This is a genomic window from Pelomonas baiyunensis, from assembly GCF_043555935.1.
GTDB classification, from domain to species: Bacteria; Pseudomonadota; Gammaproteobacteria; order Burkholderiales; family Burkholderiaceae_C; genus Pelomonas; species Pelomonas baiyunensis.
Window position 1 is genome coordinate 1,125,037 of record NZ_JBIGIB010000001.1, and the last position, 17,132, is coordinate 1,142,168.

13 protein-coding genes and 1 other RNA gene are annotated in these 17,132 nt (G+C 68.7%); 8 read left to right on the plus strand and 6 right to left on the minus strand.

The genetic code is table 11. The features are described from left to right. Positions 1-96: 96 nt before the first annotated feature. From ACG01O_RS05035 to argA, 3 genes are all read right to left on the minus strand, one after another. A complete protein-coding gene (locus ACG01O_RS05035) occupies positions 97-393 on the minus strand; it encodes an H-NS histone family protein (protein WP_394381950.1) in 297 nt (98 codons plus the stop codon). Positions 394-685: 292 nt separating this feature from the next. Next, positions 686-964, minus strand: coding sequence for an oxidative damage protection protein (locus ACG01O_RS05040; RefSeq protein WP_394381951.1), 279 nt, complete (start codon positions 962-964; stop codon positions 686-688). 85 nt (positions 965-1,049) lie between these two features. Further along, the gene (gene argA / locus ACG01O_RS05045; RefSeq protein WP_394381953.1) at positions 1,050-2,393 is read right to left on the minus strand and encodes an amino-acid N-acetyltransferase; all 1,344 of its coding nucleotides are present in this window, start codon (positions 2,391-2,393) and stop codon (positions 1,050-1,052) included. A 39-nt stretch (positions 2,394-2,432) separates the two neighbouring features. Here argA and hrpA point away from each other — a divergent pair, with 39 nt between their 5' ends. From hrpA to ACG01O_RS05075, 6 genes are all read left to right on the plus strand, one after another. Beyond that, a complete protein-coding gene (hrpA, locus tag ACG01O_RS05050; protein WP_394381955.1) occupies positions 2,433-6,278 on the plus strand; it encodes an ATP-dependent RNA helicase HrpA in 3,846 nt (1,281 codons plus the stop codon). 212 nt (positions 6,279-6,490) lie between these two features. After that, on the plus strand, positions 6,491-8,374 hold the full coding sequence (locus ACG01O_RS05055) for a serine/threonine protein kinase (protein ID WP_394381957.1): 1,884 nt from the start codon (positions 6,491-6,493) through the stop codon (positions 8,372-8,374). Positions 8,375-8,383: 9 nt separating this feature from the next. Further along, entirely contained in the window at positions 8,384-10,786 is a 2,403-nt protein-coding gene (locus ACG01O_RS05060; protein WP_394381959.1) for a protein kinase domain-containing protein, read from the plus strand. Between the two features lie 168 nt (positions 10,787-10,954). Next, positions 10,955-11,329 (plus strand): DUF4398 domain-containing protein, encoded by a 375-nt coding sequence (locus tag ACG01O_RS05065; protein ID WP_394381961.1) that lies wholly within the window; start codon positions 10,955-10,957, stop codon positions 11,327-11,329. Between the two features lie 47 nt (positions 11,330-11,376). After that, a complete protein-coding gene (locus tag ACG01O_RS05070) occupies positions 11,377-12,300 on the plus strand; it encodes an OmpA family protein (RefSeq protein WP_394381963.1) in 924 nt (307 codons plus the stop codon). Positions 12,301-12,314: 14 nt separating this feature from the next. Then, positions 12,315-12,737 carry a hypothetical protein gene (locus tag ACG01O_RS05075; RefSeq protein ID WP_394381965.1) on the plus strand — a complete coding sequence of 141 codons (423 nt, stop codon included), beginning with the start codon at positions 12,315-12,317 and terminating at the stop codon, positions 12,735-12,737. Between the two features lie 49 nt (positions 12,738-12,786). Here ACG01O_RS05075 and ffs read toward each other — a convergent pair. The 3 genes from ffs to ACG01O_RS05090 all read right to left on the minus strand — a co-directional run bounded on the left by ffs (position 12,787) and on the right by ACG01O_RS05090 (position 14,439). Next, an RNA gene (gene ffs, locus ACG01O_RS05080) (signal recognition particle sRNA small type) lies at positions 12,787-12,884 on the minus strand. A gap of 28 nt (positions 12,885-12,912) precedes the next feature. Next, on the minus strand, positions 12,913-13,299 hold the full coding sequence (locus ACG01O_RS05085; RefSeq protein WP_394381967.1) for a SirB2 family protein: 387 nt from the start codon (positions 13,297-13,299) through the stop codon (positions 12,913-12,915). A gap of 30 nt (positions 13,300-13,329) precedes the next feature. After that, a complete protein-coding gene (locus ACG01O_RS05090) occupies positions 13,330-14,439 on the minus strand; it encodes an AIR synthase-related protein (RefSeq protein WP_394381969.1) in 1,110 nt (369 codons plus the stop codon). 325 nt (positions 14,440-14,764) lie between these two features. Here ACG01O_RS05090 and dnaX point away from each other — a divergent pair, with 325 nt between their 5' ends. Then, entirely contained in the window at positions 14,765-16,786 is a 2,022-nt protein-coding gene (gene dnaX, locus ACG01O_RS05095; RefSeq protein ID WP_394381970.1) for a DNA polymerase III subunit gamma/tau, read from the plus strand. Positions 16,787-16,800: 14 nt separating this feature from the next. Next, on the plus strand, positions 16,801-17,127 hold the full coding sequence (locus ACG01O_RS05100; protein WP_394381972.1) for a YbaB/EbfC family nucleoid-associated protein: 327 nt from the start codon (positions 16,801-16,803) through the stop codon (positions 17,125-17,127). The last annotated feature ends 5 nt before the right edge of the window (positions 17,128-17,132 follow it).

The window sequence follows — 17,132 nt, forward strand, 5'->3', positions numbered from 1 at the left end:
TCCCCTAGATGGCCCCTTGAGTGGGTGCTTGTCATGTGCCCGATTGAGGCGACAACCCCCATTGGCAGCGCAGCCCGTGCGGCTGCGCCACTGATGTCAGACGGCGAAGTCGCTCAGCTGCGCGCCACCGGCGATGGCGGCCTTCAGCCACTTCGGCTGCAGGCCGCGCCCGCTCCAGGTTTCGCCCGTGGCGGCGTTGCGATATTTGGCGGCCACCTTCGAAACCTTCGCAGGCTTGGGCGCACGCATGGTGAGGTCAGCCATGGTCAGGCCATATTCCGTCATCAAGGATTTAACCTTGGCCACGGCTTCGCTGCGCTCGCGCTCCTTGGTTTGGCTGATCTGCTCATCCAGCGCGGCGCGCTGGGCCAGAAGTTCCTTGAGACTGGACATGCTGCTATTCCTCTTGCGATTTGGCCGATGAGGCCGCAATGCTTGGGCTTGCGGCCTCGGAGCGGGAGGCGAGCGTGCTCGCCAATATCTCCGTGGGCGAATTAAAACGCGATCATCAAAATCCCGCAAGAGATTTTGTCGGCTGAGGGCGACGGGTATGTGATGGCTAAGGTAAACCCGTGTGGGGTTTCTGTGCCCTGTTGGGGGGTGTCAGGCAAAAGAATGCCCCGCCACCGGCAGGCGGTGGCGGGGCATTTGTTGGCGCCCAGTGTTGCGTTGGGCGGAGATGAAATCAATTCGTCGGCGGCACGTATCCAGCCACGGCCTCGGCGCCAGTGCCGAAGAAGAATTGGTCCGCCTGACGCATCAGGTATTGGCGGGCCCGCAGGTCGGCCAGATTCAGCCGGTTTTCATTGACGAGCATGGTCTGATGCTTCATCCAGGCGGCCCAGGCTTCCTTGCTCACGTTTTCCCAAACCTTCTTGCCGAGTTCGGTGTGCACGGGGTAGGGCGGGAAGTCCAGCCCTTCGGCTTCCTTCTTCAGATAGGCGCATTGGACGGTGCGGGACATGGGGAACTCCTGAGACGTGAAAGGTGAAACGGCGCGCACTGTAGCGGCGCCTGCTATGGCAAGCCTTGCGGAAGGGCTTCGGGGCTTAGTTGAATTTCTTGACCAGCACCAGCGAGCGCCGGTCCCAGTTGTATTTGCGCTTGCGCTCCTCGGGCAGCCATTCGGGGTCGACCTGCTGGAAGCCGCGTTTGATGAACCAGTGCATGGTGCGGGTGGTCAGCACGAAGATGCTGTCCAGACCCATGGCTTTGGCCCGTTGTTCGATTCGTTTGAGCAGGCGGTCGCCGTCGCCCTGGCCTTGAACTTCAGATGAAACCGTCAGCGCCGCCATTTCCGCGGTGCGCGCTTCAACATACGGATACAAGGCCGCGCAGCCGAATATCACGCCGTCGTGTTCGATGACCGTGTAGAGCTCGGCGTCACGTTCGATTTCCGTGCGGCTGCGTTTGACCAGCGTGCCATCGCGCTCGAAGGGTTCGATCAATTGGATGATGCCGGCCACATCGTCGGCGCTGGCTTCGCGCAGGCTTTCCAGCTTTTCATCGACCACCATGGTGCCGATGCCGTCGTGGGTATACACCTCTTGCAGCAGCGCGCCATCCACCGAAAACGGAATGATGTGCGAGCGCTCCACCCCGGCGCGGCAGGCTTCGGCGCAATGGCGCAAATAAAAGGTGACGTCGTGTGGTTCCGGCGTCGGGCTGGCATCGGCCAGCATGCGATCGGCGTCGGCCAGCGCCAATTCCGTGTCGATTGGGCTTTCGGGGTCGCCGGGGTTTTCCGGCACGCCGGGCACTTCGCAGACAAACAGCAGTTTGTCGGCCTGAAGCGCAATCGCGGTCGAGGTGGCGACGTCTTCCATCGACAAATTGAACGCTTCGCCGGTGGGTGAAAACCCAAACGGCGACAGCAGCACGATGGCGCCGATGTCGATCGCACGCTGGATGGCCGCGCCATCCACCTTTCGCACCAGGCCGGAGTGTTGGAAATCCACCCCGTCGACGATGCCCACGGGGCGGGCGGTCAGGAAATTGCCCGACACCACCCGCACCGTGGCATTGGCCATGGGGGTGTTGGGCAGGCCCTGGCTGAACGCAGCCTCGATTTCAAAGCGCAGCTGGCCGGCGGCTTCCTGGGCGCAATCCAGCGCCACGGCGTCGGTGATGCGGCGCCCGTGGCTGTAGCGGGGCACCTGGCCTTTGGCGGCCAGTTGCTCGTTCACCTGCGGACGGAAACCGTGCACCAGCACGATCTTGATGCCCATGGCGTGCAAGATGGCCAGGTCTTGCACGAAGTTATTCAGCTTGCCGGCGGCCACGAGCTCGCCCGGCATGCCCACGACGAAGGTCTCGCCACGGTAGGCGTGGATGTAAGGCGCCACCGACCGAAACCAGGGCACGAAGGTGTGTGGGAAGACGAGACCGCTCATGGGACGAGATTCTCGGGCCTGCGGGACAATGGCGCGGCAATGAGTTCCCAAAACCTCGAGAGCCGGTCTCCAGCGCCGGCTCTTTCCATTTCCTTCCCCGAATCGCTGCCGGTCAGCGCGCGTCGTGACGAGATCATGCAGGCGATGGCCGAGCACCAGGTCGTCATCGTCTGCGGTGAGACCGGCTCGGGCAAGACCACCCAGCTGCCCAAGATCGCGCTGGCCATGGGCCGTGGCCGGGTCAACGGGGGCGGCCTGATCGGCCACACCCAGCCGCGGCGGATTGCCGCCAGCAGCGTGGCCAAGCGCATTGCCGAGGAGCTGAAGACGCCGCTGGGCGACGTGGTGGGCTACAAGGTCCGCTTCCAGGATCGCCTCTCCAAAGGCGCCTCGGTCAAGCTGATGACCGACGGCATCCTGCTGGCCGAGACGCAGAGCGATCCGCTGCTGAAGGCCTACGACACGCTGATCATCGACGAGGCCCACGAGCGCAGTCTCAACATCGACTTCCTGCTCGGCTATCTGCGCGAGCTGCTGCCGCGCCGGCCGGACCTGAAGGTCATCGTCACCTCGGCCACCATCGACGCCGAGCGCTTTGCCAAGCACTTCGAGAGTGCCAAGGGCCCGGCGCCGGTGCTGATGGTCAGCGGCCGGCTGTTCCCCGTCGAGCAGCGCTACCGCCCGTTCGAGGAGAGCCGCGAGTACGACCTGAACAACGCCATCTGCGATGCCGTGGACGAACTCTGGCGCGAGGGTGGGGGGGATGTGCTGGTGTTCCTGCCCGGCGAGCGGGAGATCCGCGAGGCGGCTGAGGCACTTCGCAAGCACCACCCGCCGGGCGTGGACATCCTGCCGCTGTTCTCGCGCCTGTCCGAGGCCGAGCAGAACAAGGTGTTCGAGCCCCACGGTGCGCGCCGCATCGTGCTGGCGACCAACGTGGCCGAGACCTCGCTGACCGTGCCCGGCATCCGCTACGTCATCGACCCGGGCCTCGCGCGCGTCAAGCGCTACAGCTACCGCAACAAGGTCGAGCAGTTGCTGATCGAGAACATCAGCCAGGCGGCGGCCAACCAGCGGGCGGGCCGCTGCGGGCGGGTGAGCAACGGCATCTGCGTGCGGCTGTATTCCGAGAAGGAATTCAACGAGCGGCCCAAGTTCACCGACCCGGAAATCCTGCGGTCGAGCCTGGCCGGCGTCATCCTGCGCATGAAGTCGCTGCACCTGGGGGACGTGGAGCGCTTTCCGTTCCTGGAGGCACCGCGACCGAAGGCGATTGCCGACGGCTACCAACTGCTCAACGAGTTGGGGGCGACGGACGATGCCAACGAGCTGACCCCGCTCGGCAGAGAGTTGTCGCGCCTGCCGCTGGACCCGCGCGTGGGCCGCATGATTTTGGAAGCCCGCACGCGGGATGCGCTGACGGAGGTGCTGGTCATCGCGTCGGCCCTCAGCGGCCAGGATGTGCGCGACCGACCGCAGGAAGCCGCCCAGACCGCCGACGAAAAGCACAAGAAGTTCGACGACGAGAAGTCGGAGTTCATGGGCTATTTGAAGCTGTGGAAATGGCTGGGTGACTCGAAAGGTGGCGAGGGCGAGCACAAGCTGTCCCACCGCAAGCACGAGGCGCTGTTGCGCGAGAACTTCGTCAGCCCGCGCCGGGTGCGCGAGTGGCGGGATGTGCACTCTCAGCTGCACACCGTCGTCACCGAGCACGGCTGGCGGCTGAACCAGAGCCCGGCCACCTACGAGCAGGTGCACCTGTCGATGCTTGCCGGTCTGCTGGGCAACATCGGCCAGAAGAGCGACGACGAGGACTGGTACCTCGGCGCGCGCGGCATCAAGTTCTACCGCCACCCGGGCGCGCACCTGAGCAAGAAGCCGGGCCGCTGGATCGTCGCGGCCGAACTGGTGGACACCTCGCGGCTGTACGGCCGGGGCCTGGCCAACATCGAGCCGCAATGGCTGCCGCCGATTGCCGGCCACCTGATCAAGACCCAGCTGCTGGAACCGCACTGGGAGAAGAAGGCGGCCGAGGTGGTGGCGCTGGAGCGGGCCACGCTCTACGGCATCGTGCTGTACAGCGGCAAACGGGTGAACTTCGGCCGCGTGGACGCCAAGACGGCGCGTGAGATCTTCATCCGCGAGGGCCTGGTCAACGACGAACTGCCGGAAGACCTGGTCAAGCAGCTGCCCTTCATCGGCCACAACCGGCGTCAGATCGCCAAGGTGGAAGCGCTGGAGCACAAGTCCCGCCGCCAGGACGTGCTGGTGGACGACGAACTCATCTACGCCTTCTACGACGACAAGCTGCCGGCGCACGTCTTTTCAGGCGCCACGCTGTTGAAGTGGTGGCGGGAGGCCAGCAAAGCCAACGACAAGCTGCTGCAGCTCAGCCAGGACGAGCTGATGCGCCACGAGGCGGCGGGCGTCACCAGCGAAGCCTTCCCCAAGGTCATCCGCCTGGGCGGCGTGGACTGCGCGGCGAACTACTTGCACCAGCCTGGCGATGCGCGCGACGGCCTGACCGTGACCGTGCCCATCTTTGCGCTCAACCAGGTCAGCGACGAGCGCGCGGAGTGGTTGGTGCCCGGCATGCTGGCTCAAAAGGTGACGGCGCTGCTGAAAAGCCTGCACCAAAAGCCGCGTGCTCGCCTCACGCCGCTGCCGGACTTCGTGGCCGAGTTCATCGAGCTGAACGCGTTCGCGCAGGGCGGCTTGGTGGACGTGCTGCTCAAGGCCGTGAAGGAGCGCACCCAACTGGCCGTGCAGCGCAACGACTTCAAGCTGGAGCAGCTGCCCGCCCATCTGTTCATGAACTTCCGCGTGGTGGACGAGCATGGCCGCCAGCTGGGCCAGGGGCGGCAACTGGCGGCGCTGAAGGCGGAGTTGGGTGGGCAGGCGCGCTCGGCCTTCCAGGCGCTGGCCGCCCTCAAGTTGCCGGCGGCCGAGGCGCCCAAGCCGGCGCCGGCCCCGGTGGCGGGCAAGGGCGTGCGGGCTGAGATCGTCAAGAAGCCCGAGCCGGCGCGTGACGCCACCCAGGCCTACACCGACTGGACCTTTGGCGAATTGCCCGAGCTGCTGGAAGTGCGCAAGGGTGGCCAGACGCTGATCGGCTTCCCGGCGTTGATCGACAAGGGCGCCCATGTCGAGATCGAGGTGTTCGACGAGCCGGAAGTGGCCGCCGCCAAGCACCGCGCCGGCCTGCGCCGCCTGGTGGCGCTGCAGCTCAAGGAGCCGCTGAAGTTTCTGGAAAAGAACATCCCCGACCTGCAGCGCATGTCGGTGCTGTTCATGGGCCTGGGCACGGCCGAGGAACTGCGCGACCAGATCATCGGCGTGGCGCTGGACCGCGCCTTCCTGGGCGACCCGCTGCCCACCGACCCGATCAGCTTCAAGAAGCGCATCGAAGAAGGCCGCAGCCGGCTCAACCTGATCGCGCAGGAAGTGGCCCGCGCGGTGCACGCCGTGCTGCAGGAACTGGCCAACGCCAGCCGCAAGCTCAAGGACTCGCGCCCGGCCAAGGAAGTGTCGGACGACATCGCCGCCCAGCTTCAGCGCCTGGTGCCGAAGCGCTTCGCGCTGGACACGCCCTGGGGCCAGCTGCAGCACCTGCCGCGCTACCTCAAGGCCGTCACGGCCCGGCTGGACAAACTGCGTGCCGATGCCGCCCGGGACACCAAGCTGATGAGCGAGGTCAAGCCGCTGGAGCAGCGCTACACGCGGCGCCTGGCGGAGCTCAAGGGCGTGAAGGACAGCCGGCTGGACGACTTCCGCTGGCAGCTGGAGGAACTGCGGGTGAGCCTCTTTGCGCAAGAGCTGCGCACGCCGCAGCCGGTCAGCGTGAAACGGCTGGAGAAGGTGTGGGGGCAGCTGACGGGCGGTTGAACCGCCGCTGACGCCCCGTAGCGCCCCTGCTGGGCCGCCGGGGATCCACCGCAGAGCCGTCGATTCCGGGCGTGCGTTCATGCACGCGGCGGCGCGCGCCGAGTGAGCGGGGGCGGAAATCCGTCTCATTTCGGGGCTTGCCCTTGGGGTGCGCACCCCTAGGCTGGAGTCCAATGCGGGCACCTTGATGCCGACCTCCCGCTTGCCCTGCCGTGTCTGACGCACCGACCGCCGCACCTTCGCTGAAATCCTTTGGCCGCTTCGAGCTGCGCGCGTTGCTGTCCAAAAGTTCGCGCAGCCTGATCTGGCGCGTGGCCGACCCGCGCCATGGCCAGGAGATGGTGCTGTGCATGCCGCGCGAGAAGCCCAACAGCCCGGCCGCGCTGGAGCATTGGTTGCGCATGGCACGGGGCAGCGAGCGGGTGCAGCACCCGCAGGTGGCGCCGGTGTTCGAGATCGGCGAGGTGGAGGGCTGGCCCTATGTGGCCTATGAACGTGCTTTGGGCGAGACGCTGGACGAGCGCCTGGCCCGCCAGCCGTCTCCGCTGCCGCTGGACGCCGCCGGGTGGGTGGCGCAGTTGCTGGAGGGCCTGGCCTTTGCGCACGAAGCGGGCCACGCCCACCGCGACCTGCAGACCGGCAGCGTCCTGATCGATGCCCACGACAAGGTGCGGCTGATCGGCCTGGAAGTGGCACAGGAAGTGTTCCCGGCCACGGTGGACTTCAACACCGTGACCCGCCGCGCGGTGCGGGAGTCGGCCGAAGAGGATGTGCTGTGCGTGGGGCTCATCCTGAACCGTCTGCTCAGTGGCCGGCTGGTGCTGGACGAGCGAGACCTGCAGCAGGTCGTGCGCCAGATGCAACCCAACGGGCGCGAGCTGGTGCGGCTTGGGTGGGAAACGCCGCACCCGATTCCCGATCCGCTGCGCGCGATATGCAACCGGGCGACCGACCGTCAGCTGCGCCAGCGCTACCACCTGGCCCGCAGCTTCTGGCGGGCGCTGGACGGCTGGCGCCAAGCGGCCGCGCATGACGCCGGCGGCCCCATCGTGCTGTTGCTCGACAAGCTGCAGCGCAGCGGTCACCTGCCCAGCACCACCAGCGGCCTGCATCGCCTGACGGCGGGGTCGGGCCTGGAGGCGCAGCACACCAGCGCGCTGTCGGAGCTGGTGCTCAAGGACATGGCCCTCAGCCTGGAGCTGGTGCGCCGCGTGAACCTGGCGCTCAAGCAGGCCGGGCATGCGGGCGAGACGGTGCTGAACATGCAGCGCGCCATCCAGATGCTGGGCTTGAACGGCTTGCAGTTCGCCGCCAACGCGCTCAAACCCTGGCCCGGGCCGCTGGCGCCGGTGGCAGCCGAGATGCTGCGCCAGCTGATGGCGCGCGTGGTCAAGGCCGCCGAGGTGGCGCAAGACCTCCGCCCGGCCGGCTACGACGGCGAGGTGGTTCACCTGATCACGGTGATGCAAAACCTCGGCCGCCTGCTGTTGCAGTACCACTTCCCGGACGACGCCCAGCAGATCCGCCAGCTGATGCTGCCGCCCGAACCCACGGAAGACCACCCCAACCCCACCTCGCTCAGCGAGCAGGCGGCGGCCTACGCGGTGCTGGGGTGTGATCTGGACAGCCTGGGCGCGGCTGTGGCGCGGCACTGGGGGCTGGGTGACGAGCTGCTGCAGATGATTCGCCGGCAGCCGCTGGACTCGCCGGTGCACACCCCGCGCACCGATGCCGACACCCTGCGCCTGACCTGCAGCCTGGCCAACGAACTGGTGGATGCGCTGGGCCTGCCCGAGGCGCGCCGCCGCGCGGGCGTGGAAGTGGCCACGCGCCGCTACGCCAAGGCGCTCGGCCTGGGCCTGCGCGAGGTGATGGAGGCCTTGAACCCCAGCACGCGCCGCGACGCCGCGGCGCCCGCGCCGCGCGTGCAAGCCGCCACCGGCCGGGTGCCGCCGCCCCCGATGCCGGCCCCGCCGGGCGCTACCACCGGGCCGGTGCCGGGCGGTGCCGGTGCGCCCACGGCTTCCGCCGGGCCCACGCCTGCCCCCGCTGGCGCGTCGCTGCGCCAGCGTTTGACGGCCCGCAGCGGGTCCTGAGCCTGATCCATGGTCGATTCATTGCCCCCCGAACTCGGCCGCTTCTGCTTGATCAAGCCCTTGGGGGAGGGCGCGCAGGCCAGTGTCTGGCTGGCGCATGACCCGCTGCTGGACCGCGAGGTGGCGGTCAAGCTGCTCAAGCCGCAGTCGGCCGACGACACCGAAGGCCACGGCGGCAGCGTGGACCAATGGCTGCACGAGGCCCGCGCCGTCAGCCGGCTGACCCACCCGAACATCGTGCCGGTGTTCGAGGCCGACACGCAGGCGGGCCACTCCTACCTGGTGTTCGAGTACGTCAGCGGCGGCACGCTCAGCCAGCGCTTGCGCAGCGGGCCCCGGCCCAGCACGGCCGAGGCGGTGACCTGGATGCTGGGCATCCTGGACGGCTTGGCTGCGGCCCACGCGGCCGGCCTGGTGCACCGCGACCTCAAACCCAGCAACATCCTGCTCGACGCCCAAGGCCGCCCGCGCGTGATGGACTTCGGCATTGCCGCGCGCATGTCCACCGACGCGCAGGGGCCGCTGCGCATCGTCGGCACGCCCAGCTACCTGTCGCCCGAGGCGGCCCGGGGGGCGGCGCCGCATCCGCAGATGGACGTGTTCGCGGCCGCGGTGATCCTGGCCGAGATGCTGAGCGGCCGGCGTTTGAACCACGACGTCGACCCCTGGCGCAGCGTGCGCCGGGTGCAAACCACCGACCTGACCCTGCCGCCCGACCTGGACGCCAGCGTGGACGATGCGCTGCGGGCCATCGTGCAGCGCGGCCTGGCGCGTGACGCGGCCGAGCGCTGGCCCAGTGCAGCACAGATGCGCGAGGCCCTGGCGGCCTGGCTGCGCCCAGTGGCCGACACCACGATGGACGCCCCGCAGGACGCGCCGGTGCTGGACTTCCTGCTGCGCCGCATGCGGCACAAGAGCGACTTCCCGGCGCTGTCGGACGCCATCGTTCGCATCCAGCGGCTGACGCAGTCCGAGAGCGAGAGCCTGGCCTCGCTGTCCAATGAAATCCTGAAGGACGTGGCGCTCACGCAGAAGCTGCTGCGCGTTGTCAACACCGTGCAGTACCGTCACGCGGGCGGTGGCGGCATCAGCACGGTGTCGCGGGCGGTGGCGCTGATCGGCTTTGCGGGCATTCGCAACCTCGCGCTGAGCCTGGTGCTGCTGGAGCGCATGGAGAACAAGAGCCACGCCCGCCGGCTGCGCGAGGAGTACCTGCGCTCCCTCATGGCCGCAGCGCTGGCCCGCGAGTTGTGCCCCAACCCTCGCGAGGCGGAGGAAGCCTTCCTCGGCGCCATGTTCCACCACCTCGGGCGCTCGCTGACGGAGTTCTACTTCCCGGAAGAGGCTGAGGCCGTGCGACGCCTGGTGAGCCCGGCGGAAGCGGGGCAGCCGGGCGTTCCGGAGGAAGCAGCCTCGGTGCACGTGCTGGGCATGAGCTACGAAGCCTTGGGCTTGGGCGTGGCGCGCCAGTGGGGGCTGCCCGAGGCGCTGCAGCGCTCGATGTGCCGTCCGGCCGGTGAAGTGCCGCAGCGCGCGCTGGAGGAGGGGGCTGAACGCCAGCGTTGGCTGGCGCGCGCGTCCAACGACATGGCCGACCTGCTGCTGGAAACGCCGCCTGAGCAAGCGCATGCGCGGCTGCACGCCATGGCCCAGCGCCATGCCCGGGCCCTGGGCCTGACGGCCGAAGCCTTTGAAGACGCGGTGGACAGCGCCCGCCGCCAACTCACGCAGATCATCGAGGCGCTGGAGCTGAACCTGCCGCGGGACTCGCGGGCGCAGCGCCTGCTGCTGCCGCTCACGCCGGCACCGGACGACTCGCTCACGGTGCACGAACTCACGCCCACGCTTGCGCTGGACCGCACGCACGCCTCCACCGCGAGCACGCCGGCCGAGCGCGCCACCGAGTTGCTGGCGGCCGGGGTGCAGGACATCACCGACGCCATGGTCGAGAACTTCCAGCTCAATGCCGTGCTGCGCATGATTCTGGAAACCATCTACCGCTCGCTGGGCTTCCGCCGCGTCATCGTTGCCCTGCGCGACGCGCGCGGCCAGACGCTGATCGGCCGGCTGGGTGTGGGGCGTGACGTGGAGCGCCTGGCGCCGCTGCTGCGGGTGGACCTGACCTTGCAGCCGCCCGACCTGTTCGGCGCCGTGTGCCTCAAGGGGGCGGACACCCTGATCCAGGACGCCCGCGCGCCCAACATCGCGGCCCGGCTGCCCGCGTGGTTCAAAGGCGATTTGCAGGCGCAAAGCTTTCTGGTGCTGCCTTTGATGGTGAAGGGCGCGCCTCTGGGGCTCATCTATGCCGACCATGCGCAGGCCCATGCCGTGGCGCTGGCGGACAAGGAACTCTCGCTGCTGCGCACCTTGCGCAACCAGGCCGTGATGGCCTTCCGGCAGTCGACGGGTTGAGTGCCTTGCGCCGGCAGGCGCGGGTGTAGGGCGGCTCCCACAGGCCCTTGCGTTGCGGGCCGATAGGGGCGGGGCCGTGCGCCGCGAATACTGGGTTCACCGTGTCCCGCCGCTCACCCGACCTGGGGTGCAGGCGGCGGCGATGCGGGCCACAACCCAGGAGTTCCCATGCATCCACTTCGTTTCCCTTCGCGCGGCCCGTGGGCACTGCTGCTCGGCGCGGCTGTTCTGACGCTCAGCGCCTGCGCCACGGCCGGCGACCCACCCAAGGAGCAGATGGCTGCGGCGCGCACGGCGGTCGATCAGGCCTCGGGCAATGCGGCCGATGCGCCGGCCGAGCTGGCCGTGGCGCGCGACAAGCTGGCTCGCGCCCAAGCGGCGCTGGCGCGTGGCGATCACGTGCAAGCCCGCCAGTTGGCTGACGAAGCCACGGCCGACGCTGCGCTGGCCCAGGCCACCGCGCGTTCCGTGCGGGCCAGCCGGGCGTTGGCTGAGGTGCGCGAAAGCATCCAGCAACTGCAAAGCCAGCTCAACCGTTCTTGATCCACCGCGCCCGATCCACCGCGCCTGACCGCTGAAAGGACCCTGCCATGAAGTCGATCCATTCCCGCCTGTCCCTGACCGCCTTGGCGGCCGCCTGCCTGGTGTTCGCCGGCTGCGCCAGCTCGCCCACCGTCACACCCGCCCTGGAGCAAGCCCGTGCCCGGGTGCAAGCGGCCGAAATTGATCCGGCTGCGGTGAAGTACGCGTCGCTGGACGTGAAGCGCGCGGGTGATGCGCTGCGCCGCGCCGAAGCCTTGAGCGCCCAGCGCGAGTCGCCGGCCGACATCGACGCTGCCGCGCATGTGGCCGACAGCCAGGCTCGCACCGCGCAGGCGCTGGGCCGTGCGGCGACCGACGAAGAAGCCATTCGCACCGCCGAGGCCGACCGGGAGCGCGCACGGGCCGACGCCAATGCGCAGCGCGCGCAAAGCGCCCAGGCGCAAGCGCTGGATGCACGCCAGGCGGCGTCCCAGGCGCAGGCACAGGCCCAGCAGGCGCGGGAACAGGCCGCGCTGGCCCAGGGTGATGCCGCACAGGCCCAGGCCCAGGCATCGGCGTTGCAGGCGGAACTGCAAGACCTGCAAGCGCGCCAGACCGACCGGGGCATGCTCGTCACGCTGGGGGATGTGCTGTTCGAGTCGGGGCGTGCGGAGGTGAAGCCAGCCGCGCAGGCGTCCATCGGCAAGTTGGCGCAGTACCTGCGGCAGCACCCGGATCGTCGCGTGCTGATCGAGGGCTTTACGGACAGTGTGGGCGGCGACCAGGCCAATCTGAGCCTGTCGCAGCGCCGCTCTCAAGCCGTGGCTGCTGCGCTGCAGGCCCAGGGCATCGAGCCCAGCCGCGTGGCAATTCGCGGCTACGGTGAGGCCTTCCCGGTGGCCAGCAATGCCACCGCGACGGACCGAGCCCTGAACCGCCGCGTGGAGGTCTACATCTCGCGGGACGACCAGCCGGTGCGCTCGCGCAGCTGAACGGGAGGTGCGCCATGCATTCCATTCGACACCTGATCCTGGCCAGCCTGGGCTGCGCCGCCACGGTGGCGGGCCTGGGGCTCGCCCGGCCGGCGCATGCCGCCAGCGCTGACCCGTTGCGCTTGCAGTTCGAGCGCGAGCGCGCCGCCTGCATCACGGGTCAGACCCGTCAGCCGCGAGACGTTTGCTTGAAGGAGGCGTCAGCTGCCTACGCCCAGTTGCGCCGCGGCCAGCTGGCTGCGCAGGGCCATGGGCCGGCGCAATGGGCCCGCAATGCGCTGCTGCGCTGCCAGGCTCAACCCGCGGAAGACCGTGACTTGTGTGAGCGCCGCGTGCGCGAAGGCGAGGTGACGGGCAGCGTGGAGGCCGGCGGCCAACTGCAGTCGCTGACGGTGCGCAGCACGGCGGCAACCTCGGACCGGCCGGCCGGCAGTTGATCCGGGGCGCCAATCGCAGGCACCGAACCAACAAGGAGGGGAGGGGGAGGGTGACGAGCCTTACCCCCGGCACTGGTTGCAACGCTTAGGGCTGCTTGGTTCCCCACCTGACCCGGTTGGGCGCGCTTCCATGCGGGGAGGCCCGTCACTCGCCATTCTACTGGCGTCTGAGGGCTCAGCCGGGCAGGAACTGGCGATTGATGGAAAGATCCATCGCCAAGGCCAGCAAAGCCAGAGCGGTGAGGTAGCCCAGCAGGTGCAGGCGTGCTTGGCTGAGGGCCCAATGCCCGCAGAAGGCATAGCCCACCAGGGCCAGCAACTTCACGCCCAGCCAGACGTTGCGAACCGGGTGGTAGCCCACCGCGGCCCACAGGCTCAGGCCGGTCACCACCAGGCACATGTTCACGGCGAACACCACGACCAGCAGCCGGGCGTCTTGCGCCATGGCCCGCGCGCGTTCGTTGCCGAACTGGGCGAGCAGCCCGCGACCGAAGAACAGCGTCACGCTGCACCAGGCCAGCAGCACATGCCACTGGACCATTTCGGAGTAGTACCAGTTCACAGCGAACCGGAATGCGCGTGGCCGCCGCGCTCAGCGCAGGGCCAGGTCGTCTTCGCTGAAGCGGATGTTCAGCGGCTCGATCAGCAACTGCTTCGGGCCCGCCTCCACCGTGCCGGCCACCCAGGCTTGGATGCCGCAGTCGCGTGCCACTTGCGCGGTGCGTTCGGCGTCCTCCGCCTTCACGAAAATCGCGAAGCCTGCGCCCATATTGAGCGTGGAGTAGGCCTCGCGGTCGTCCTGGCCGGCTTCTTTCTGGATGAACTCCAGCACGGCCGTCTTCGGCGGCACGGTGTGGATGCGGTAGGTCAGCGCGCTGGGGTGGCGCAGCAGCTTGCGCCAGCCGTGGCCGGTGATGTTGGCGCAGTAGTGCGGCGCGATGCCGGCCTTCCACAGCGCTTCGGTCACGGGCGAGTACAGCGCCGTGGGGGCCAGCAGGGCTTCGCCGTAGGTCAGGCCGGGCTCGATTTCGGTCAGGTAGCCCTGGGGCAGGCGTTCAGCCAGCTTGCGCGCCAGGCTCAGGCCGTTGGCGTGGATGCCGCTGGAGGCCAGCAGCACGATGGCATCGCCCGGGCCCAGCTTGTCGCCGACGGACAGGCGTTCCTTGGGGTTGATCAAGCCCGTGCAGGAGGCCGCCAGGTCGATGCGCCCGTCTTCCACGATGCCGGCCAATGCCGGCGTTTCGCCGCCGCCCCAGGCCACTTGGCAGGTGTCGCAGGCGGCCTTCCAGCCGGCCACAAGCGCTTGCGCGCGCTGGGCGTCACCGAACCAGTCGCTGCCCCCGGCCGCCCAATAGGCCTGCACCACCAGCGGCGTGGCGCCCACGGTGATCAGGTCGTTGACCGCCATGGCGATCGTGTCTTGCGCGATGCCGGCGAAAAAGCTCTTGCCCGTCAGCTTGGCCATTTCGTCGGCCACCAGGGTCTTGGTGCCCAGGCATTCGACGATGGATGCCACGTAGAACGGCCCCACATCGACCACATAGGCCGACTCGCCGCGCGAGGCCTGCACCTCGGTGAAGCCGTGGCTGGCGAGGTGGGAAGCGGTGGCGGCGGCGGCCCGTTGGGCGGTGACCTTCAGCGGGTCGATGAGGTCGTAGTTGACGCCGGCTTGGTCGTAGGTGAGGGGGGCGGTGGAGCTCATGGCGCGGGATTATCCCCGGTGGCCCGGCCAAGGAGGCTGCCGGGCCAGGGGCTGGGGTCGCGTTGGGCCTGCAAGGGGGCTCAGCCCAGGCGCCGCGCGCAGTGCTACGCAGAGTATCGCGAGCACTTGCAACGCTGGATCGCAACGCTGGATCAGCCCCCTTGCAGGCCCAACCCGAAGGGCCGGTGTGAATTGCCGGGTGATCCGGCGTTGCGAGCTCGTGGTGGGGCGCCACCCCACGCCGCGCCCGCGCCTGGCCTCGCCCGGCAATGCCTACCGGCGCGACCCCAGCCCCTGGTCCGGCAGCCTCCTAGAATCCGCGCCCATGAGCTATCAGGTCCTGGCCCGCAAATACCGCCCGCAGAGTTTCGAGCAACTCGTTGGCCAGGAGCACGTGGTGCAAGCCCTGGCCAATGCGCTGACGCAGGGCCGTCTGCACCACGCCTACCTCTTCACCGGCACGCGGGGCGTGGGCAAGACCACGGTGTCGCGCATCCTGGCGAAAAGCCTGAACTGCACCGGGGCCGATGGCACCGGCGGCATCACCGCGCAGCCCTGTGGCGTGTGCGCGGCCTGCCGGGACATCGACTCCGGTCGCTTCGTCGATTACGTCGAGCTCGACGCGGCCTCCAACCGCGGTGTCGAGGAGATCTCGCAGCTGCTGGACCAGGCGATCTACAAGCCAGTGGTGGGCCGCTTCAAGGTCTACATGATCGACGAAGTGCACATGCTCTCGAACACCGCGTTCAACGCGATGCTCAAGACGCTGGAGGAGCCGCCCGAGTACCTGAAGTTCGTGCTGGCCACGACTGACCCGCAAAAGGTGCCGGTGACGGTGCTGTCGCGCTGCCTGCAGTTCAACCTGCGGCCGATGGCGGCAGCCGATGTGCAGATGCACCTGGGCAACGTGCTGGGCGCCGAGAGCGTGCCGGCCGAACCCGGCGCGCTGCGGCTGCTGTCGCGTGCCGCGCGCGGCTCCATGCGCGACGCGCTGTCGCTGACCGATCAGGCCATCGCGTTCGGCGCTGGCAGCTTGAGCGAAGCCGGTGTGCGCCAGATGCTGGGCAGCGTGGACCGTGGCCACGTGGTGGCCATCGTCGACGCACTGGCCGCGGCCAGTGGTGAAGCCGTGGTGGCGCAGGCCGATGCGCTGCGCAGCGCCGGGTTGTCAGCCGCTGGCACGCTGGAAGACTTGGCGACGCTGTTCCAGCAAATGGCGCTGGCCCAGGCCGCACCGACGGCGCTGGACGACGCCGACCCGGAAACCGCCGAAATTCGACGTCTGGCCACGGCACTGCCGGCCGATGAGATTCAGCTGATGTACAGCATGGCCCTGCATGGCCGGGCCGAGTTGCACCTGGCGCCCGACGAATACGCCGGCTTGCTGATGGTGCTGCTGCGCATGTTGGCGTTTCGCCCCGCCGGCACGGTGCCCAAGGCGCTGAAGTCGGCCCCGCTGGTGCGGCCGGCTGCCGTCGCAAAGGCCGTGGTGCCGGTGCCGTTGCCCAAGGCGGTGCCGGCCACCGTGCCGCCTGCGGAGCCTGCTGCCGCGCCGAGTGCCGAACACCTGACGGCGCCCGTTGCACCGCCGGTTGCTGATTCAACGCTCGCCACGACGGTCAGCGAGGCCATGGCCCCGGCGGCCCCGGTTCAGGAAGCTGCGCCGCCGGCAGCGGCACCGACCGGAGCTGCTGCGGATTCGGCTGCTGCGGAGATGCTGGCCCCGGCCGTGCCGGCCGCAACACCCCAGCCGGCCGAGCCGACGCCAGGCAGCTTTGGCGCGCGGTTGCGGCCGCGCCCGGTGGAACATGTGGCCGCTGACGATGACGACCTGGGCATGGACGGCCCGCCGCCGGACGATGCGCCGCCCCCGTGGATGGACGCGGACGACGGCCCGAGCAGTGCCGCGTCAGCGCCCGAGCCCGAGCGCGATGCGCCGCCGCGTGTGGTGCTGCGTGAAACCGCCGAAGGCGCGCAATGGGCCGAGCGCATCGCCGCGGCCAACGTGCTGGGCATGACGGGCGAGCTGGCACGTCAAGCCCAGGCCTTGTCCTGCCGCATGGACGGCGAGCGGGAGGTCTGGCGCCTGCGGGTGGAGCGCGAGTCGCTGCGCCAGCCAGCGCTGGTGGCCAAGCTGGAAGCTGCCCTCAATGCGCAGATCGAGATGGAGGCCGGCGTGGCCGAAGACTCCATCGCACTGCGCGCCGTGGCCCGTGCCGAAGCGCAACAACGCGCGGCTGAGGAACTGGCCGCGTCCCACCCGATGACGCGCACGCTGCTGTCTCAATTTCCGTCCGCACGCATCCTGCCGGGCTCCGTGCAGCCCGTGCTGACTCCCTCGACATAAACAAGGAAACGATCATGATGAAAGGCCAACTCGCCGGTTTGATGAAGCAAGCCCAGGCGATGCAAGACAACCTCAAGAAGGCGCAGGAAGAACTCGCCGGCATCGAGGTGGAAGGCCAGAGCGGCGCCGGTCTGGTGAAGATCGTGATGACCTGCAAGAACGAAGTGCGTCGCGTCAGCATCGACCCCAGCCTCCTGGCCGATGACAAGGACATGTTGGAAGACCTGGTGGCGGCCGCGTTCAACGATGCCGTGCGCCGCGCCGAGGCCACCAGCGCCGAGAAGATGGGCAAGCTGACTGCCGGCATGCCCCTGCCTCCGGGCATGAAGTTCCCGTTTTGACCTGC